Origin of the sequence: Bacillus sp. FSL R7-0166 (assembly GCF_038008935.1) — a bacterium.
Classification (GTDB): domain Bacteria; phylum Bacillota; class Bacilli; order Bacillales; family Bacillaceae; genus Bacillus; species Bacillus altitudinis.
Genome location: NZ_JBBPAC010000001.1, coordinates 2993373 through 3014105, shown reverse-complemented (window position 1 = coordinate 3014105; position 20733 = coordinate 2993373). Strand labels below are relative to the sequence as shown.

Here is a 20733-nt window from a genome sequence, read left to right as displayed (position 1 = left end):
AGGTGATAACATGATTCGCAAAAACGGTCCACTTGATTTTGATGTAAACGCATATACCAGTTCAAGTGTATCAACCAGCATAAATTTTTGGACGCAGGACCGTCAGACAGCAAGTCTCATTTTCAAACTCACGAAAGATGGAGTACCACTGCCTTTAGCAGCTGTCACGGGAAAACTTGTTCTAGTCATGTCCGACGGCAGCCAATTCATTAGAGACGTAACGATAGTTGATAGAGTGAACGGTCACGCCGAGTATATCTTGTCTGATCAAGAGATCAAGCATTATGGAAACGTACATGCTGAATTAAATTTGTACTATACAAATGATCAATCTATGTCGGTGCATCAATTCTCTTTCAATATATCTAAGTCTCTTATAGATCAAGACATTGTGCCGATCACTGAGTATTATGTGGACGAGTTCGAGGCTTTAAGAGCTAAGATAAATGAGCTTTACGATGAGTCTATACAAACGATTGATGATCTGAGGGCCAAGTTTGAGGACTTGGAAAAGATCGAAACAAAACAAGGTGCACAAGATAAAGTGGACGCTGCCCTTACGAAAGCTAAAGAATATACGGATGAACATGCAGAGACACCTGACGGCGCAAAAGATAAAGCAGCGGCGGCATTGGAAGCGGCAAAAGAATACGTCGATCCGCATCTTGAAAACAAAAAGATTCACGTAACAGAATCAGAGAAAAGCAACTGGAACAAGGGCCAGCTGTATAGGCTTACGCCTAACGATGGTCAAGTGGCAAGGTTGCCAAACGGTACTGATATTTTTTCACTACCTACGGGCTTTTATATGGGAGCAAATCTGTTAAATCTGCCTGTAGAGAATGATTCCAGTTTCTATTACATTGAAGTTTTAGAAACATCATATGTCCAAAATGAAGTTAATTACAAACGGATTATTGCCACAAGGTCATTTGATAATATGACTTGGATTGGCACGTTCCATGCACAAGGCTTTCGAGGTTGGAAACGTCTCATAACTGACGGAGATGCTGTGGCCACTTGGAAAACACCTTCATTGTCCAAAGGGTGGAAGCAATATGTATCATCAGATGGATTTCCGCACACGTTACGCTACACAAAAGATGCTTTTGGAGTGGTGGAGATCATTGGATCTATTACTGGTGGGGTGATAGGTAATGATGTCGAGGCATTTACATTGCTTGATGGATATTTACCATTGCAATCCATGCACTTTATTGGAGTAGCATCAAGCGTAGGAACACCAGGAGTACCGCAATATCACCGAACCTATATAGGCACTGACGGTCGGGTTTGCGTTCAATCTTGTTCTAATACGGTAAATCCCAATGAATTTATTACGTTTGGTTTCCGTTTTAAGGCAAAGTAAGCATGGGAGGTGCGAATATGATCTGGGTTTATAAATATGATGAAAATTACATTTGGCAAGCAGGCAAAGATATTTTAATAGATGTAGATAACGGAGAAGCAATACCTAAAGGCTATACAGATAAACAACCGCCAGATGGGCTATTTATTGCAAAGTATGATCCTCAAAAAGAAGAATGGTTTGAGGCAGCAACTAAAGAATACATTGATAGTTTGCAGCCTGATCCACTGCCACAAGATGCAGTAACGATGCTTAAAAAACAAGTGGCTTTACTCACATTGCAAGTTTCGCAGCTGCAGAGAGGCGGGTCATCATGATCTACCCAACGGCGGCCGACATAAAAGTATTTTGGGATTGGGGCGTGTATACGCCTGAAATCATGAGGGAGTATGTTTCGTTGAAAGTTATCACTAAAACAGAATTTGAAGAGATCACAGGTTTGAAGTTTGACAAGCCTGCTGTCTCAGTGGATTTAGGTTCAACAGCATCTTAACAGGTGCTTTTTATTTTGCCTTCGAAAGGAGGTGACTAAAGAAATGGAGGAAACGATAGTGTTTATAAACTTTGAAACTTTGGATCTTGCAAGAACATATCTATTCGGCGGAGTGAAATTTTTGGACTTGCTCTTGCTGCTAAGTGTTATTGACGTTTTGACGGGTATTATCAAAGCTTGGAAATTTGGGAAGCTGCGAAGCCGTACAGCATGGTTCGGTTACGTGCGGAAAATGCTTAGTTTTGTTGTGGTGATTGTTGCTAACATCATTGATCAGATTATGGGACTAAACGGAGTGCTGACCTTCGGGACAGTGCTTTTTTATATCGCCAATGAAGGTTTGTCTATCGTAGAGAACCTTGCACAGATCGGCGTGAAAATTCCAGCTTCCATCACTGACAGGCTTCATGTGATTGAAAATGACAGCCAAAAAGAAGAAGAGGAAAAGAAAGCTGCTGAGTAATCGGCGGTTTTTTTCTATATAAAAAAATTAAGGAGTAGATAAAAATGGCAATCAAAGTGAAAAAGAAAATGGTTCCATCTAGCAGACACGGTTTAAAATGTCCAAATGTAATGAATGCGGAATACATTACAATCCACAATACAGCGAATGACGCAGCAGCTGAAAATGAAATTAACTATATGATCAATAACACAAGTTCGACGAGTTACCATTTTGCGGTGGATGATAAAGAGGTAATCCAGGCCATTCCCTTAGATCGCAACGCGTGGCATTCAGGTGATGGTACAAACGGAACTGGTAACCGCAAGTCTATCGCCATTGAAATATGTTATAGCGAGTCTGGTGGCGCTAGATATATGAATGCTGAGAAATTGGCCGTTAAATTCGTGGCGCAGTTACTAAAAGAACGTGGTTGGGGTGTTGATCGAGTACGTAAGCATCAAGACTGGAATGGGAAGTATTGTCCGCACCGTATCCTTGGTGAAGGTAGATGGAACTCATTTAAAGCGGCCATTGAAAAAGAGCTAAAGGCGCTTGATGGAAAAACTTCATCTTCCAAGCCTAAGAAAGCATCCTCAGCAACAACACCTAATAAAAAAGCATCTAAGAAGGTGCACAAGCTCCCAACAGGCATCTTTAAGGTAAAAGCACATTTGATGAAAGGGGACGCTGTAAGGAGAATCCAAGAAGCACTAGCAGCACTCTATTTCTATCCTGACAAAGGAGCAAAAAACAACGGGATTGATGGCTACTATGGACCAAAAACTGCGAATGCGGTCAAGCGGTTCCAGCTGATGCATGGGCTTGCTGTCGATGGCATTTATGGTCCAAAGACAAAAGCAGCTCTTCAAAAAGCATTGAAATAAGTAAACCCCCTGTCTAATGGATGGGGGCTTTTTTACGTTTAATATTAAGCCCACACAAATTATAGAGAATAGTATCTCCTCAATTAATTTCGTAAAAGTTTCTTATGCAAATGTTTCACTTACTTCATAATGAATACCGATTTTAAAAAATTCCAAATCCAAATAATTCTAAAATATTACAATAAAATCTTAAATTTACCTTAAATATCCTATAAAGTATTTATTTAAATTTGAAGAGAAACTATACTAAAGTTTCTTCAAATTACATAAATAGGAGGATTATTAGGTGAAAATTACTAACAAGGTTTTAAGTTTACTATTAATATTTTCATTGTTTGTAGGCGCTGCAGGGTTTATTCCCCAAGCTAATGCAGTTGGTCAAGACGAAGATGAGGCTTATTTAGAAGATAGTAGCGTGATTATTGAGGAAGATAATGATACTGATGCTGAGGAAGAACTTGAAGAAATTCAAGGAGTCGAAGAAAGTTCAGACGAAGGTACTCTAAGCGAAGAAGAACTACAAAATATTAAAATAACTACTCAATCTTGGGATAGAGGTGGTTTTAATGGAGGCCGTATTGGAGGCGGTGGTGGAGGTGGTTCCATTGTACCAAAGCCAAAACCAACACCAAAATCTACACCAAAACCAACACTTCCAGCAAAAGGATTCAAAACCGGTGCAGAAGGTGAAAAATATCTAAATGCTCATGTTAATGGAAATGGCCATAAAACTTTTAAAAATGTAAAAGTTTACGACAGGAAAAAGAAAAAATATGTGTTTGAAAAAAGAATAATTGATGCTTATGTTTCAAAAAAAGGTGTTGCACACGAATCTAAAGTTGGCTATACAAGTTTATCAAACTTTGTGAGAAAACAAATTGATAAAGATGCTAGATTAAGAAGTGAAGGCAGAGTTAAAGGCGTAAAGTGGCATTTTTTCAAAAGTGCTAGAACCGGAAAAATTGGTATCACCAAGAACTTGAAGGAATACTTAGAGAAAAAGAAAATTCCTTATAAAATTCATAAATAACTAACAGAAATAAAACAGGAGGATTAATAGGTGAAAATCACTAGCAAGATTTTAAGTTTACTATTAATATTTTCATTGTTTGTAGGTGTTACAGGTTTTAGTCCACAAGCTAAAGCTGTCGGTCAAGATGATGATGAGGCTTATCTAGAAGAGAGTAGTGTAACTATTGAGGAAGATAATGAATCAGATGCGTATGAAGAACTTGAAGAGCTTTTGGGAATAAACGAAGACGCTGAAACGATTTCTAGCTCAAATAATGATCCTGTAATAACAGCGTTTATGAATAAAGATATGGGAGGAGGAAACGGATACCCGGCTGGTGGAGGAGGAATAGGAATAGGAAAAGTTAGACCAACTCCAAAACCAAAACCAAAACCAACTCCAAAACCAACACTTCCTGCAAGAGGGTTCAAAACTGGTGCAGATGGTGAAAAATATCTAAATGCTCATGTAAAAGGAAGCGGCCATAAAACTTTTAAAAATGTAAAAGTTTACGACAGAAAGAAGAAGAAATATGTATTGGAGAAAAGAATAATCGATGCATTTGTTGCTAAAAAAGGACGGAAGGGTGTTGCACACGAGTCTAAAGTTGGCTATACAAGTTTATCAAACTTTGTGAGAAAACAAATTGATAAAGATGCTAGATTAAGAAGTGAAGGTAGAGTGGATGGAGTGAAGTGGCACTTTTTTAAAAGTGCTAAAACTGGTAAGATAGGTATCACTAAGAACTTGAAGGAATACCTAGAGAAAAAGAAAATTCCTTATCAAATTCATAAGTAACTATTTAAGCGGAGGTTAGTTCATGGAATACCCTTTAATGGAACCACCGGTTACAGTGGAATCCTTTGAGAATTTATCGAAAAAAGAAGCTGAAATTCACTTCGAGTGGTTTATTAATCAGATTCCAGACCGGATTGAAGTTCTGAAAAATGTTACTAATGGAGAAGTGGATTTTAATTTCACTCCCGAATCTCTTATAGATATCTATAGTTGGTTTTTATCTCAGGTGGAGATTTATGAACTATCAGAAGAAGAGATTGGTAGAGAATTAGAACGATTAAGTCAATATCCTGATTATATTTATGAAGATGAAAAAGAGAGTTTATTGGCTAATCCAGTTGAAATAGCGAAAGTGGACTATGCAATAGCAATGGATATAGGGATTTATTATGCAGAAGTCATTAGAAGAAATCATCCTCAAGTGCAATGGACGTACTTTACAAAGCCAAAATCTTATGCCTACTTAAACAAGCCTATTCTTCATTTCGAAGAAGGTGATTACATTTATTATGATCGTGAACCTATAGATTTAATGTTTATACTTAACCAAAGAATATTAAATGGAGAAGTAACAGAGCGTACACTTTATGAGATGTATTTTACTGATCAAAATTTGATATTGGGTGTAGACGAAGATCCTGAGGATGAAGATTAGAACAAGAGCAACTTCTATACAGAAGTTGCTCTTGTTAGTTTTGTATTCAGGCACTCGGATAAAGAAAATATAGTTAATTTAAAAACGCCATTCTCTTTTATCTTCATCCCATTTCAACTCTTCTTTTGACAAGAGATTTTTAACTGCTTGCCTAACAGTCTTCTCGTCTTTACCTGTTTTTCTTTTCAGATCATCCATCGTGGGATTCTTTTTGAATCTGCTCATGTTATATATTATTCGATAAAGTTTCCTTTCAAGATCAGTCATGGCGTACCCTCCTACAAAAAAGAATGTACGTTCGATTATAAATGTTAATAAAAAACCCTTCAACTTGAAGGGTTACCTTAAAGAAGATACTTTATCAGTGATTATCATATGTTCTCCTGAACGTTCATACGAGAATTTAGCGACTGTTTCTTCTTCATCTACATAAGGAACTTTCCAAAATACAGCAAGGTAATCTTTACGTTTAGTTTTTCTTTAGTTTGAATGCTTTCTTCTTTTTTACTAGAGTTCCTTGTGGATGTGTTTTCACTGTTGCACTCACTTAACAATGTAATACATAATAATAGGAAGAGACACGCTTTAATATAATTCAATACAAACTCTCAATGGTAATTAATTTCCATACAAGTTTATCATAAGAAGATAGGATAATGTTTAAAGACGAGGGTTTTTTTGGCATCATTTTGGCATCAAAAGCTTAAAAACATTGTTTTATTCTACTTAGCTAATAACAAACAAAACGTTGAATGGTAAACGTATCTAATGAATATTACAAACATACGAAATCAAACTAATAGACTCCCACCGTCTCCATATGATTTTAAAAAAGTGTCAAAACCCATGTTAGATAAGGGTTTTGACACTTTTTAAATACGTGAAATTTTATAGTTGCAATGAACTTTTGCTATATGTTGCTGTTACAAATATTATAGGAATTCATAATTTAGTTTCAGTTGTTTATATATAAGTGAACTTCGTTCAAGAATAGCTTGATTAACAAAAGTTAAAAATTCACTCAGATTATTTTCATCTTTGGTACTAACTGTTTCTTTAAAGTGATTGCGCCAAAATTCTTTTGGTTCACTGGTTAAATCTTTTGGGTTTTCTAAAAAGCTCTGCAAAAAATTCTTCTCCACAAAATTAGGCCAAGTTTTAAAACTTAAAATCCACTTAGCGGATTCAATAATATATTTTTTATACTTAAAAGTGTTATTGTTCATTGTGTTTTCTAAAAAAATCTCAATAGAATCATTACTATTCATAAAATCATTTAAAATGACTTTAATATGGTTCAAAGTTAGATCCCAATAATCATAGGTAGATTTATAACGTTTGCTATTAAAAGGAGAAAACCAATTTTTATTATTTTTGATGGCGTATACAGGTATAAAATTACCTACTGTGTGTGTTAATTTTGCATAATCTTTAAATATAGGATTAGATAAATCATATGTCTCCTTATAAAAGGCTTTGTAAGGAGTTACAAATGAATTCATTGTTTCTCCATTTGCCTCAACAAAATCTGTTTGTTTAGTATTCCAGAATTCAAATTGATTTCCCCATAAGCGTTTGTATATTTCGAGGGTCAAAGGTAATCTATCACAATCAGATTGGGAACCATAAATATTACCTTTATATAGAATAATATTTGCAATAGGGTTTTTTTCATCATATATTAAATTTCTTAAATCAAAAACCTCTCTTTTGAAATCATAATTTATAAATTCTTCTTCTGAAAGTTCCATTAATTCATCAAAAGTCATTCGTAAGTTCTCCTTTATGTCCACTCTTTATTTATTAGAAGATTATCTAACTTCATTTTTTAACCTCTTTATTATACTTTAATATACTTCATCTAATTCATTTCACACTTAAAATTCAAAAATTAAGAAGCGATTCGGCAATGTAGCTTGTTTCTAAACTTTCAGAAGCCGTCGTATCTAGTGTCTGGAAGATAGATGCTTAGGTTGTTTCTTATAGAATTTTTTATTAGAAAGTTAGGGAGAATACCTAAATATACCTATTTTTTAACCGATGATAATTTGTAGGGAAATATCACCAGATAATGACAGGGGGACAATTTAGTTAAAAGAAAAAAGTTCGAATAGACCCTACAAAGCATATGATTAAACAGCTAAAGTAGTTGACGAATTAGAAAAAGTCTCAAAGGATAAGGAGTAATTCATAAAAATGAAAACAAACAAAAAGACAATCATTTCAGTATTTCTTTTAGTATTTACATTGATGATGGGTACAGCATGCGGTAAAAATGAATCAGCAAACGGTTCATCAAACAAAGCAGCAGCAAAACAAGAAAAAATAGAAAAAATGACTGATAGCGAATATGCATCATGGTATAAGGGATATCTAAAACGGTTTGAAGAAAGAATTATGTCTTTTGTTTTATCGTTGGTTCCTTTAGACGAGGTTTACGATAAAGAATGGGCTAGTGATGTTGAGACAAAGATTGATAGCATGAGGGAATTACTCAGCGAAGCCAAAGACAAAGAAGTTAAAGTTCCTGATACGTATAAAAAAGTAAACGAGTACTTGGTGAAAGCGGATGACAAATTTGAATCACTTTTCAAAGATATCTTAAAAGTAATCAAGCGAGATAAAGTCAGTGATGATGATTTAAGTTTCATGAATTCTAGAATGAAAAAAGCTTTAGAAGAAGTGGATAATGCTAAAAAAGAGATGAGTAAAATGAAAGACAATAAATCAAATGAAAAACAAAAAGATAAATCAAATTCATAATTAAGTAAAGAAAAAGACGTCTGCTTTACAAAGCTCAGAGGGTCTTAAGAATAACGAGTTTAGTTCACAAAGTAAGAAGGATGCTACATACTGTCATCCTTCTTACTTTTCATGTAAGTTCCTTGAAGAAAACCGAACCAACCGAATAAACAAAGGACAAACCACAATCACCGCCATCATCAACAAAAGCCCATCAGGCATAATCTCCACAAATGTTGTCTGAATCACATAAACCGCAATCAGCAGCAAATAACTCATCAAAAATAACAGCTCAGATCGTTTCTTCTGAAATGGCTTCTCTAAAAGAATCAGCATGAACAAACCTGCCATGATGATCAAAAAAGTCATCTCCTATCAAGCCTCCTTTTCATTCATCTCCACATTGTACAGATATTTCACTTGCTACAATATGCTTTATCCATAAAATAAGTAAAAAGTAATGAACAGATAAGGCGCCACGACTAGTAAAATGACGAACGCTTTCCAAAAAACCGCAACCAAATCAAAATCACATCTTCCCATTTGAGATGTCCTCATATATAGTAAGATTAGACTAGTTCTAAATAACTGAAATTGGGGCGTTTACATGGATTCGATTGTTTTACATTTTATTGTGATCATGAGTGTTTCTGGCATTCTGTCCGTAATATTATCAATCATTGCTCATGCAAATCGCCATCGGTATATTGGCTGTCAATTGTTTATGTATATGTCTGGAGCAACTGCGATTTATATTTTTGGACATACATTTGAATTATTGGCGCGCACCCCTCAAGAAATTACATTCTGGGTTAGTTTTCAATACATAGGTCTTCCGTTTATTGCACCGTTCAGCCTGATGATTGTGCTGCAGTTTACTGGTTTCCATCAATATGTAACAAAGCGCCGCGTGCTTCTCTTCTTGCTGATTCCAATTTTAACCACCATTCTGGTGTTCACCAACTCTTTTCATTCACTCTTTTACCGAAGCATCACGATGAATACAGTAGACGGGTTTTTATTAGCTGATTTTACCATTGGTTATTGGTATATCATTCATGGGGTCTATACATTTGGCTGTTCTATGCTCGCTATTTTTATGCTGCTTTGGTTTTTACGTGTGAAGAGAGAATATTTGAAACAGGTTCTGATCTTGCTCGTTGGAATATTATTGCCGATCACGACCTCTTTTATCTATTTATTAGGTGTCACGCCTTTTCACATTGACCCAGTACCAGTGGTGATGTTTTTAACCAATGCACTCTACTTATGGGCGATTATGTCTTTTCATCTCTTTAAGCTCTCTCCCATTGCGATGGAGCGTGTGTTTGAACATATGTCAGAAGGTGTTCTTCTATTGGATCGATACCGAACACTGATTGATTATAACCCTGCGGCTGCATTGATCATTCCTGTGCTCGCTAAAAAGGGAATCGGCTATAAAATCGATGATATATTCTCAGGGATCATCAAAGAGCCAGCGTTTATCCAGTGGCTGCGTTCTCCGCAGGATCATTCACAGTATGATTTAATGTGGGAAAAAGAGCAGCCCTTCTATTATCATCTCACTGCTTCTTCTCTTTTTAATAGAAGAGGCGAAGTCGAGGGCAGGCAAATTGTGATCAGCGATGTTACGGAGCAGCGACTATTGCAGGAAGAGCTGGAGCGCCGAGCATATATTGATGGTTTGACGAATATCTTCAATCGGTCTTCCTTTATTGAACGAACGCAGATGTTATTGGAAGAGGATGCGCAGGATACTGCGATATTGCTATTTGATATTGATTTCTTTAAACAAATCAATGATACGCACGGACATCATATTGGAGACGAGGCGTTGCGTCATGTTGTGTCCATTTGTCAGCAGCATTTGAAGATGGATGATTTATTTGGCCGATATGGTGGAGAAGAGTTCGCCATTTGTCTCCCGCATCATTCATTTGAAGAGGCATGTCATATTGCGGAACAGATGAGACATTCATTTGAAGTGAGTTTCTTTCAGACAGATGAGAAGAAAGTAAGAGTGACAGCAAGCTTTGGCGTCGCCCATACAGCGAATGATCCCTCTATATTAGAAACGCTTCTATTTGAGGCAGATCAAGCCTTGTATATGTCAAAACGCCAAGGACGTAATCGGATTTATGCATCAACTGGTTCGGACTATATGCTGTACCAAAAGCAGGATCTTCCGCCTGCTTCTCATTGACTGATGTCCTTCATTTAGATATGATAAACATAACATTTGAACGGTTTCCTAAAGGGGAGTAGCTTTTACGGTTTGGTCGTCATTACAGAAACATCCGTTGTTTCTCGGCCATTCCGGCATGAACATGTTAGCCAGACCTTTGCCTATCACACATGAGGCAAAGGTCTGGCTTTTTTTAGGTCTTTTTGCATCTGTGTGGTTGGAAGCTGGACAAATGAGGGGTTTCAACATAGCAGATGAAAGGATGATGGATCTTGAAACAATATGTGATGGCGTTTCTATTTACCGGTACGTTTTTGTTAAGTGGATGTTCAGGACTGATAGACCAAGTAAACGATACAACGACATATGTCACAGAGGCAAATGAGTATGTGACGGATATTCAGCAATTCACAGAGGATTTTCCACAGCTTGCGGAAGAAGCTGTACAAGATGCTGCCAAAAGAGCAGATTTGACGCAGCAACTGGAATCATTGAAAGCAGACATTCAAGAATTTAATGAACTCACAGCCCCATCAATAGCAGAAGACCTGCATGCACAAATCATAGAGAAAAATAAAGTGCTGTCAGAGGAGATTCAAACCTATTTACAGCAATTGAAAATGGACAACTTCGATGCTGCAGCTATTTTAGAGGATCAACAAGGGCTCATGAAGCAGCTTCAGCAATCGGTCAGCCTTTTGCAAGATATTGAACAACTAACAAACTAGGATAAGCAAACGGTGATCACAGCATATCTTTGCCTTTCCAGGTGAAGATATGCTTTAATTGAATGTAACACAAGTATGATAGAAAAAAGGTGATCAGATGACAGAACATGAAGAAAGACATATCGCTTCGCCTAGAGTTGAGAAGGAAAAAGAGCAATTAATCAATCGCTTAAAACGAGTGGAAGGTCAAGTGCGAGGGATTCAGCAAATGATTGAAAACGATCGCTACTGCATAGATGTCGTGAATCAAATTTCTGCTGTCAATGCAGCTTTAAAAAAAGTGAGTCTTCAATTAATGGAAAAGCATACACACCACTGCGTAGCGGATGCCATTAAGAGCGGTAATGGGGATGAAGCGATTGAGGAGTTAATGAATGTCTTCACGAAGCTGACAAAATCGTAGCAAAAAGCGGATCATTTATGTTTACAATTATACCCTACTAGGGTATAGTAAAAAAAGAAAATGATTGATGGAGGCGATGAGAAGTGGAACAAGCAACACTACAAGTGCAAGGCATGTCTTGCGGACATTGTGTGAAAGCAGTCGAAGGAAATGTAGGAGAATTAGCAGGTGTTGAATCTGTGAAAGTCCATTTAGATAAGGGTCAGGTGGAGGTTTCCTTTCACCCAGATCAAATCACGTTACACCAGATCTCTGATGTCATCGAAGAACAGGGATATGATGTCGTATAAAATGAGCATACGTGCTGCATAAGACAGCACGTATTTTTTTAAAAATAACAATACCCCCATGGAGTATGTGGAGAGGTGAGATAAATGAAAAAAGAAATTGATTTTCAAATTACGGGAATGACTTGCGCCGCCTGTGCAGGCCGCATTGAAAAGGGCTTGAACAGGTTGGAAGGTGTGGACGACGCCAGTGTGAACTTTGCGCTTGAAACATCCCACATTGTGTATGAAACAGAACAACTCACAGCAGAGGATCTAAAACAAAAAATTCAATCTCTTGGCTATGATGTGGTGATGGAGCAAGCCGAATTTGATATAGAGGGAATGACATGTGCGGCTTGTGCAAATCGAATTGAGAAAAAAGTCAACCGGATGGATGGTATTGATCAAGGGTCAGTGAACTTTGCACTTGAGTCACTTCAGGTGACATATCATCCAGGGAAAATATCTCCAAGTGACATAAAAGAGGCTGTGAAATCTATTGGATATTCATTAATTGAACCAGCCGAAGAGCATGCAGAGGAAGGGAAAAAAGACCATCGTCAAGTAGCGATTGAGAAACAAACGGCACGCTTTTTGTTCTCGATGATTTTGTCATTGCCTCTTCTTTGGGCAATGGTCAGTCATTTTTCTTTCACATCGTTTATTTGGTTGCCAGAAGCGTTTATGAATCCATGGGTTCAGCTCGCATTAGCAGCGCCCGTCCAGTTCATTGTCGGCTGGCCTTTTTATGTAGGTGCTTATAAAGCGTTGAAAAATAAAAGTGCCAACATGGATGTCCTTGTGGCACTAGGGACATCGGCTGCTTTTTTCTATAGTTTATATGAAAGTATTCAATCAGCGGTTCAAGGCACACATGAAGCGGCCCTCTATTATGAAACGAGTGCTGTGCTCATTACGCTAATTGTGCTCGGAAAGTTAATGGAAGCAAGAGCGAAAGGGAGATCATCAGAAGCGATTCAAAAACTGATGGGCTTACAAGCGAAAGAAGCTGTGATAGAGCGAGATGGGAAAGAAATGACCGTTCCTATTTCTGAAGTGAAAGTGAATGATCTTGTGTTCGTCAAGCCGGGTGAAAAAGTCCCGGTAGACGGAGAAATCATCGAAGGAACAACAGCGATCGACGAATCGATGATTACAGGAGAAAGTCTGCCAGTTGATAAAACCACAGGAGATACAGTCATCGGGGCAACCATCAATAAAAATGGATTTGTGAAAGTGAAAGCAACAAAAGTAGGAAAAGAAACGGCTCTTTCACAAATCATTCGAGTCGTTGAACAAGCGCAAGGCTCAAAAGCACCAATTCAAAGAATGGCAGATCAAATTTCAGGGATATTTGTCCCCATTGTTGTAGGATTGGCTGTGCTCACTTTTCTGATTTGGTATATCTTTGTTGATCCAGGAAATGTGACAGCAGCCCTTGAAACCTTTATAGCAGTCATCGTCATCGCATGTCCTTGTGCGCTTGGCCTTGCTACACCGACCTCTATTATGGCAGGCAGCGGCCGGGCAGCTGAATCAGGGATTCTGTTTAAAGGTGGAGAACACTTAGAGGTAACTCAATCACTCGACACAGTAGTGCTAGATAAAACAGGGACTGTGACAAAAGGGGAGCCGAGTCTTACAGATGTGATTGCGACTGCCAATTGGACAGAAGATACGCTGCTTCAGTTAGCAGGATCGGCAGAACAGCAGTCAGAGCATCCACTTGCCAGAGCGATTACAGAAGGCATGAAGAACCGGGGTCTCCAAACGGTAGAGGTAGAAGCTTTTCAAGCAGATCCTGGTCATGGAATTGAAGCAAGAGCTGCAGGACATGAGCTTTTGATTGGCACACGGAAGCTCCTAAAGAAACATCATATCAGCTGCGAAGCACTAGAAGCAGTTGTGACTGAGCTTGAAGAACAAGGGAAAACGGCGATGCTCATTGCCATTGACGACGAGCCAGCAGGTATTGTCGCCGTTGCTGATACAATCAAATCGTCTTCTTCTCAAGCGGTCGCTCGTCTCAAAGAGCAAGGGATTCACGTCGTGATGATGACAGGAGATAACAAACGCACAGCAGAAGCGATTGCGAGTGAGGCAGGAATAGATCATGTCATCGCTGAAGTTCTTCCAGAGGAAAAAGCGGCTCATATTGCAGCGCTTCAGAAACAAGGAAAAAAAGTGGCGATGGTTGGAGACGGCATCAATGATGCCCCTGCCCTTGCAACAGCAAATATCGGGATGGCTGTCGGAACAGGTACAGATGTTGCCATGGAAGCGGCAGATATTACGCTCATGACTGGAGATCTCCATGCCATTGCAGATGCACTTGAATTTAGCAGAAAAACGATGAGAAACATTAAACAGAATCTATTTTGGGCACTTGCTTACAATTGTATTGGCATACCAGTCGCCGCATTTGGGTTCCTGGCACCATGGCTTGCAGGAGCGGCAATGGCCTTTAGTTCTGTATCGGTTGTGCTGAACGCACTAAGATTACAGCGATTGAAACCTGTCAGAGAGGGTGTAGCAAAATGAAGCTGAATGTCAAATGGGTGTGGACGGTGAGTGCTGTGATTTATGTAGCCTTTGTACTGATAGGTTATGCGATTTATGTCGAACTTTCCCCTCTTCAAGAGCCGCCAGCTGATCATATGCAACATGAGACTTCATCAGAAGCGAAGTCCTCGCATTCGGTGTCAGTCCTGCACGTCGGTGCTCGTCCTTTCTAGACTTCAATGGATTTCTATCACACTGAAAAGAAGACAAAGGGCTAAAATAAAGTTCATTTTAGCCCTTTGTCAATAATCTGAGACTTCGCCAAAAGCGAAGTCTTTTTTTAACAATTTTGTGGAAAAACCCACCTTTTAAAAGATTTTTCATAAAAAATTCACTTCTTTTTGTTCCTTTTTGTCGTTTTTTGTAGGTTCATCGTTAAGATGCGATTAGGCAACAAAGAAAGCGTTATCAAAAAAAGGGGGTCCACGTATGAAAAAGTTAGGGTTAGCTTCTCAAATACTCATCGCACTTGTTTTGGGTGTTGTCGTAGGAGCATTATTTTATCAAAATGAAACCGTTATTAATGTGTTAACGCCGATTGGCGATATATTCATCCACTTAATTAAAATGATCGTTCTTCCAATTGTTATTGCTGCATTGATTGTAGCCGTTGCAGGTGTAGGCGATATGAAAACCATCGGAAGACTCGGTGGGAAAACGATTCTTTACTTCGAAATTGTGACAACGATTGCATTAGCAGTTGGACTGCTTGCAGCAAACGTTTTCCATCCTGGTACAGGAATTGATATGAGTAACATGGAGAAAGGCGATATCTCTAAATATGAAGAGACATCTAAGTCTTCTGCCGAAAAAGCTAGTTTCTCTGAAACGATTGTGCATCTTGTGCCAACAAACGTGTTCCAATCCATTGCAGAAGGTGATCTATTACCAACAATCTTCTTTACAGTGTTATTCGGATTAGGAATTGCAGCAGTTGGAGACAAAGGAAAACCAGTGTTAGGATTTTTTGAGGGCATCCTCGAAGCGATGTTCTGGGTGACCAATAAAGTGATGAAGTTTGCACCATTTGGTGTATTCGCGCTCATCAGTGTGACGGTGATCAAATTCGGGGTCGGAGCGCTTCTCCCGCTAGGTAAACTGGTACTTGTCGTTTACGGCACAATGGCATTCTTCGTGATTGTCGTACTTGGCATTATCGCAAAATTAGCTGGAACAAGCGTCTTTACACTATTTAGAGTGTTAAAAGAAGAAATCATTCTTGCATTCTCAACAGCAAGTTCAGAAGCTGTACTGCCTAGACTAATGGATAAAATGGAGAAGTTCGGCTGCCCGAAAGCGATCACGTCGTTCGTTATCCCAACAGGCTATACCTTTAACTTAGATGGAAGTGCCATCTATCAATCCATTGCCGCCATATTTGTTGCACAAATGTACGGCATGCCTCTTTCCATCTATGAGCAAATTACGTTACTATTAATCTTAATGCTCACATCAAAAGGAATGGCTGGTGTACCAGGTGCATCGATCGTTGTTGTCATCACAACACTTGGAGCAATGGGACTTCCACTTGAAGGACTTGCCTTCATCGTTGGGATCGACCGTATCCTTGACATGGTTCGTACAACTGTTAACGTATTTGGTAACTCACTTGCAGCCATTGTCATGTCTAAGTGGGAAAAAGTGTTTGATCAAGAGAAATCGAAGAAGTATATTGAGGAATTAAAACAACAAACAAAAGCAGCGTAAAAGGAGATCTTTTCAAATGACGAAGCTACAGGACAAGCAAGTTCGTATCGAACGAGACTTTCTAGGTGAAAAGGAAGTAGACACTCAAGCGTATTATGGAATTCAAACATTACGTGCAGTAGAGAACTTTCCAATTACTGGCTACCATGTTCATGAGGAACTCATCAAAGCATTAGGGATTGTCAAAAAGGCAGCCGCACTTGCAAATATGGATACAAAGCGACTATATGCTGGTCTTGGAGAAAAAATTGTTCAAGCCGCAGATGAAGTGATTGAAGGAAAATGGAACAATCAATTTATTGTCGATCCAATTCAAGGCGGAGCTGGCACTTCAATGAATATGAATGCCAATGAAGTCATTGCAAACAGAGCGCTTGAACTACTAGGAAAGGAAAAAGGCGCTTATACTGAGCTAAGTCCAAACACGCATGTGAACATGTCGCAGTCAACAAACGACGTTTTCCCAACAGCGATTCATATTTCAACATTGAATATGATTGAAAAACTACTTTATACGATGGAAAACATGCATCAAGTCATGACAGAAAAAGCGCAAGAATTCGATCATGTCATCAAAATGGGACGTACGCATCTTCAGGACGCTGTTCCAATCAGACTTGGTCAAGAGTTTAGTGCATATGCAAAGGTTCTTGCTCGTGATATTAAACGAATCAAGCAGTCTAGACAGCATTTATATGAAGTCAATATGGGCGCAACAGCAGTTGGAACAGGACTGAATGCTGATCCTAAATATATTCGCCAGGTCGTTGGTTATCTAGCTGACATTAGCGGATTGCCGTTAGTTGGAGCAGAAGATTTGGTCGATGCTACGCAAAATACAGATGCTTATACAGAAGTATCAGCTGCACTGAAAGTATGTATGATGAATATGTCCAAAATGGCAAACGATATTCGTTTGATGGCTTCAGGTCCTAGAGCAGGCTTTGGTGAGCTGCACTTGCCGCCTAGACAGCCAGGTTCATCTATCATGCCAGGGAAAGTCAACCCAGTGATGCCTGAGGTCATGAACCAAGTGGCATTCCAAGTCATTGGAAATGACCACACGATCTGCCTTGCATCAGAGGCTGGTCAGCTTGAACTGAACGTCATGGAGCCAGTTTTAATATTCAATTTACTACAGTCACTCAGCATGATGAAAAATGTATTTGAATCCTTTGTCGATAACTGCTTGCGTGACCTAAAAGCAGATGAATCTAGATTAAAAGAATATGTAGAAAAGAGTGCCGGTGTCATGACGGCGGTCAACCCGCACATTGGTTATGAAGCTGCTGCACGAATTGCAAGAGAAGCCATCCTTACAGGCGTATCTGTACGTGAGCTTTGTCTGCAAAATGATGTGTTATCAGAGGAAGAGCTTGATATCATCTTAAATCCTTTTGAAATGACGAAACCAGGTATTGCTGGCGCATCACTTTTAGAAAAGGATCGTTTAGAAGATTAAGCGGCATCATGAGAAGCGCACACCGACAAATGTCTGGTGTGCGTTTTTTCATGGACTGTTTGTTTTTCTGAAGCTCACATAGTATACTATCGTCAATTATTAGGGATGTGACTGCGTTTGAATCTACTGAAAAAATGGTTGAATACAGAGCCTTATTTAATTATCATGCTCATTGTTCTGACTCCGATTGGGGGAGAGCTGAAATTTTATCCATTTGAGGATAGCTTTCGTGTCAGCTTTGGAACCGTTGTCTTTTTCTTTATCCTGCTTCAAATGAAAAAATTCCCGGCATGGGCAAGCGGCATCATTGCGGGGGGATCCGTGTTTGCATTCCGGGTGCTTCTTGATACTGCTGTGTCAGGCCACCTAGCGCTGGAAGAGGCCGTTTCTTTAAGATTTCCTTCCCTGCTGTATTACGTCGTCTATGGTACGCTTTTTTATGTATTACAGGTCAGACGTTTCCGTGATAAGCCTTGGCTCATTGGGGCGACAGGGATTATCATGGAACTATGTGCAAGTGTAGTCGAAATGATTGCACTCAGGGGAGCCATTGATGAAATTTTAACAGTGAGAACGCTGTTTCAACTATTTGTATTGGCGATTTTCAGAAGCTTTTTCGTATTGGCTTGTTACACGATGATTCGATTATACGAAGAACAGGCGAGAGAACGCCAAATGAAAAAGGAAAAGGAACACCTGTTGATGCTGCTTTCGAATCTTTATACGGAATCTACATATTTTTATAAAACCCTTGCACATGCTGAGCACATTACAGCTACTTCATATCAATTGTATCAATCTCTGCATCATGCAAAGGATACGGAATCATTAGATTTGAAAAAACTCGGAAAAACAGCCCTGCAAATTGCAGGTGAGGTACATGAAATCAAAAAGGATAATCAGCGGATTTTTTCTGCCTTATCAAAACTGATTCATGAGGAAAACTTTCAGGAGTATGCAAGTCCTGCTCATATCGCAGGACTTGTGATTCGTATCCATGAAAATTATACGGAATCTCTTAAAAAACACATCGTTTTTCATTATGATGAAGAAGGACAGCACCCTGCTTATCATGTGTATACCATTCTATCTTTATTAAATAACATTGTATCCAATGCCGTTGAAGCCATTCCGGTGAATGGAGAGGTATCACTATCCATTTTGCGGAAAGAAAATGATGTGATTTTTCAAATCAGTGACAACGGGCCAGGCATTAAAGAGCGCAACCATCATGTGATCTTTAAACCGGGCTTCACTTTAAAATACGACCAAGCCGGGAACCCATCAAGCGGTATCGGTCTTTCCTATGTGAAAGACACAGCCGAGAAGCTTGGCGGAAGTGTTGAAATGAAGAGTATCCCAAATCAACAAACGATGTTCACTTTAACGATACCAATTGATCAAGTCAGCAGAAAAGAGGGGAATGGGAGATGAGATTTTTTATTGTTGATGATGATGAAGCCGTTCGTTCTTCACTGGCACAGCTCATTGAAGATGAAGAGCTTGGCATTGTGGCAGGGGAAGCAGAGGATGGTGCTGAAGTAACAGCGAGCTACTTAAATGATTTGCATATTGATATCTTGTGTATTGATCTTCTGATGCCGGAAAGGGACGGGCTTGAGACGATTCGAGCGATCAAGGATGAATTTCATGGGAAATATTTAATGCTGTCACAGGTAGAAACAAAGGAACTCATCGGCCAGGCATATACGCTCGGTGTCGAGTATTATGTGACAAAGCCGATCAATCGGGTAGAGGTCTTAAGTGTGCTCCACCTCATGATTGAACGTCTGCATTTAGAGCACTCAATTGAAAATATTCAGCATTCGCTCAAATCGGTCATGCAGTTCCAGCAGCGCGGACAGACCACGAAAACGAAGCAGCGTGGGAAAAGTCTTGCAGAGGCAGGTCAGTTTTTGCTCGCGGAGCTTGGGATTGTCGGTGAAAAGGGGTCTAAGGATTTACTAGATATGATTCTTTTCACAGATCAGTATTTAGCGTTACATGCCGATCAGCACGACTCTTTTCCTTCATTAAAAGTAATTTTCACTGGCATCACAGAGGATAAATTAAACGAACCTTTTACATCAGCAGACATCGCAAGAGAAGCAAAAGCAGCGGAACAGCGGGTAAGACGTGCGATCAACCAATCATTGAAACACATCGCCTCGCTCGGGTTAACCGATTTTTCTCACCCAACCTTTGAAAACTATGCATCAAAATTTTTCGATTTTACCATTGTGCGTAAGAAAATGAGTGAACTCACAAAAGAGAAAAGTGGAAGAGAAGAGCACACACGTATCAATGTGAAGAAATTTGTACAGGTGCTCTATTACGAGGCGAAACGTATTTTCATGGAAGATTAAATAAGACATGCTCTCTATAAGGAGGGCATGTCTTTTTTTGTGATGGATTGAAGATGCATCTGTAGCACGGAGCGCATGAGCTGAGGCGGTAAACGATGGGGCTGTACGATTCCATTCAACGCAAGCCCATTGATGACCGCATAAAGCCGCTCAGTTTCTAATAAAAGATCGAGATGATCTAGCAGTAGCTCATCCTCTTTCAATTTCATTAAGCAAAATTGAACGGTTTGAAAAAGCTCGTCATACATCTTGGCATTGAGCGGCTGTAAATCTGGTTCAGTCAGTGCCTTGACTGTAAAAGCCTGCCACACCTCCATTTCAAATATTCTTTCTTCGTCTAGTGGAAGAACCTGCTCCAATAATGTGAATACATTTTCCTCTGTTGAACCGTTTAATGGAAGCTTAGCAATTCGCTCCTTCACTCTTTCCTGAATTAAATTCATGGAGAATAGAAATAATTCTTGCTGTGTGGAAAAATAATGACGCATAGAGCCGGCTGAAATGCCAGCTTCAACGGCTATTTTTCGTACAGAAGCGCTTTCCAATCCCTCTTGTTTAATCACTCTCATAGCAGCTTGAGCGACCTTTTGTTTTTGTTTATAGTGATCGACGATTTTTGGCATACCTTGATTTTAGCACAGCTATTGTTT

At 39.1% G+C, this 20733-nt stretch carries 23 protein-coding genes; 19 read left to right on the top strand and 4 right to left on the bottom strand.

Annotation, left to right across the window (positions count from 1 at the left end):
* Nucleotides 1–10 precede the first annotated feature (10 nt).
* The 8 genes from NST01_RS15665 (at nt 11) to NST01_RS15630 (ending at nt 5656) form a co-directional block, all read left to right on the top strand.
* On the top strand, nt 11–1369 hold the full coding sequence (locus NST01_RS15665) for a phage baseplate upper protein (protein WP_341042109.1): 1359 nt from the start codon (nt 11–13) through the stop codon (nt 1367–1369).
* 17 nt (nt 1370–1386) lie between these two features.
* On the top strand, nt 1387–1686 hold the full coding sequence (locus NST01_RS15660) for a hypothetical protein (protein WP_341042107.1): 300 nt from the start codon (nt 1387–1389) through the stop codon (nt 1684–1686).
* Nucleotides 1683–1862 (top strand): XkdX family protein, encoded by a 180-nt coding sequence (locus NST01_RS15655; RefSeq protein ID WP_034325261.1) that lies wholly within the window; start codon nt 1683–1685, stop codon nt 1860–1862. The genes NST01_RS15660 and NST01_RS15655 overlap by 4 nt, the downstream gene beginning before the upstream one ends.
* A gap of 43 nt (nt 1863–1905) precedes the next feature.
* On the top strand, nt 1906–2325 hold the full coding sequence (locus tag NST01_RS15650; RefSeq protein WP_341042106.1) for a phage holin family protein: 420 nt from the start codon (nt 1906–1908) through the stop codon (nt 2323–2325).
* Nucleotides 2326–2369: 44 nt separating this feature from the next.
* Nucleotides 2370–3191, top strand: coding sequence for a peptidoglycan recognition protein family protein (locus NST01_RS15645; RefSeq protein ID WP_341042103.1), 822 nt, complete (start codon nt 2370–2372; stop codon nt 3189–3191).
* A gap of 286 nt (nt 3192–3477) precedes the next feature.
* On the top strand, nt 3478–4221 hold the full coding sequence (locus NST01_RS15640) for a hypothetical protein (RefSeq protein ID WP_341042101.1): 744 nt from the start codon (nt 3478–3480) through the stop codon (nt 4219–4221).
* A 30-nt stretch (nt 4222–4251) separates the two neighbouring features.
* Nucleotides 4252–5001, top strand: a complete 750-nt coding sequence (locus NST01_RS15635) for a hypothetical protein (protein WP_341042100.1) — start codon at nt 4252–4254, stop codon at nt 4999–5001.
* 22 nt (nt 5002–5023) lie between these two features.
* Nucleotides 5024–5656, top strand: coding sequence for a hypothetical protein (locus NST01_RS15630; protein ID WP_341042099.1), 633 nt, complete (start codon nt 5024–5026; stop codon nt 5654–5656).
* A gap of 78 nt (nt 5657–5734) precedes the next feature.
* Here the strand turns inward: NST01_RS15630 and NST01_RS15625 are convergent, their stop codons facing one another.
* Together NST01_RS15625 and NST01_RS15620 are read right to left on the bottom strand one after the other, a co-directional pair.
* Nucleotides 5735–5923, bottom strand: coding sequence for a hypothetical protein (locus NST01_RS15625; protein ID WP_341042098.1), 189 nt, complete (start codon nt 5921–5923; stop codon nt 5735–5737).
* Between the two features lie 665 nt (nt 5924–6588).
* The gene (locus NST01_RS15620) at nt 6589–7425 is read right to left on the bottom strand and encodes a hypothetical protein (RefSeq protein WP_048002942.1); all 837 of its coding nucleotides are present in this window, start codon (nt 7423–7425) and stop codon (nt 6589–6591) included.
* Between the two features lie 427 nt (nt 7426–7852).
* Between NST01_RS15620 and NST01_RS15615 the strand changes: the two genes are divergently transcribed.
* Nucleotides 7853–8419, top strand: a complete 567-nt coding sequence (locus tag NST01_RS15615) for a hypothetical protein (RefSeq protein WP_017368064.1) — start codon at nt 7853–7855, stop codon at nt 8417–8419.
* 102 nt (nt 8420–8521) lie between these two features.
* Here NST01_RS15615 and NST01_RS15610 read toward each other — a convergent pair whose 3' ends face one another.
* Nucleotides 8522–8767: a hypothetical protein gene (locus NST01_RS15610; protein ID WP_017359230.1), complete on the bottom strand. Its 246-nt coding sequence runs from the start codon at nt 8765–8767 to the stop codon at nt 8522–8524.
* 238 nt (nt 8768–9005) lie between these two features.
* Here NST01_RS15610 and NST01_RS15605 point away from each other — a divergent pair, with 238 nt between their 5' ends.
* From NST01_RS15605 to NST01_RS15560, 10 genes are all read left to right on the top strand, one after another.
* Nucleotides 9006–10604, top strand: coding sequence for a histidine kinase N-terminal 7TM domain-containing diguanylate cyclase (locus tag NST01_RS15605; RefSeq protein WP_041091913.1), 1599 nt, complete (start codon nt 9006–9008; stop codon nt 10602–10604).
* A gap of 254 nt (nt 10605–10858) precedes the next feature.
* Complete coding sequence (locus NST01_RS15600; protein ID WP_216099149.1) at nt 10859–11314, top strand: DUF6376 family protein; 456 nt, start codon at nt 10859–10861, stop codon at nt 11312–11314.
* Nucleotides 11315–11411: 97 nt separating this feature from the next.
* Nucleotides 11412–11717, top strand: coding sequence for a metal-sensing transcriptional repressor (locus NST01_RS15595; RefSeq protein WP_249476554.1), 306 nt, complete (start codon nt 11412–11414; stop codon nt 11715–11717).
* An 83-nt stretch (nt 11718–11800) separates the two neighbouring features.
* Nucleotides 11801–12007, top strand: coding sequence for a copper chaperone CopZ (gene copZ, locus NST01_RS15590; protein WP_017368060.1), 207 nt, complete (start codon nt 11801–11803; stop codon nt 12005–12007).
* Nucleotides 12008–12091: 84 nt separating this feature from the next.
* Entirely contained in the window at nt 12092–14527 is a 2436-nt protein-coding gene (locus NST01_RS15585; protein WP_326115037.1) for a heavy metal translocating P-type ATPase, read from the top strand.
* On the top strand, nt 14524–14721 hold the full coding sequence (locus NST01_RS15580; RefSeq protein WP_326115039.1) for a hypothetical protein: 198 nt from the start codon (nt 14524–14526) through the stop codon (nt 14719–14721). Before NST01_RS15585 ends, NST01_RS15580 begins: the two co-directional genes overlap by 4 nt.
* A gap of 256 nt (nt 14722–14977) precedes the next feature.
* Entirely contained in the window at nt 14978–16255 is a 1278-nt protein-coding gene (locus tag NST01_RS15575; protein WP_007500222.1) for a cation:dicarboxylate symporter family transporter, read from the top strand.
* Nucleotides 16256–16271: 16 nt separating this feature from the next.
* Nucleotides 16272–17717, top strand: coding sequence for an aspartate ammonia-lyase (gene aspA, locus NST01_RS15570; protein WP_007500224.1), 1446 nt, complete (start codon nt 16272–16274; stop codon nt 17715–17717).
* A 117-nt stretch (nt 17718–17834) separates the two neighbouring features.
* Complete coding sequence (locus NST01_RS15565; protein WP_048001827.1) at nt 17835–19151, top strand: ATP-binding protein; 1317 nt, start codon at nt 17835–17837, stop codon at nt 19149–19151.
* Nucleotides 19148–20083 (top strand): response regulator, encoded by a 936-nt coding sequence (locus NST01_RS15560; protein WP_050826612.1) that lies wholly within the window; start codon nt 19148–19150, stop codon nt 20081–20083. Before NST01_RS15565 ends, NST01_RS15560 begins: the two co-directional genes overlap by 4 nt.
* A 14-nt stretch (nt 20084–20097) precedes the next feature.
* Here NST01_RS15560 and NST01_RS15555 read toward each other — a convergent pair whose 3' ends face one another.
* On the bottom strand, nt 20098–20706 hold the full coding sequence (locus NST01_RS15555) for a TetR/AcrR family transcriptional regulator (protein ID WP_144626118.1): 609 nt from the start codon (nt 20704–20706) through the stop codon (nt 20098–20100).
* Nucleotides 20707–20733 lie beyond the last annotated feature (27 nt).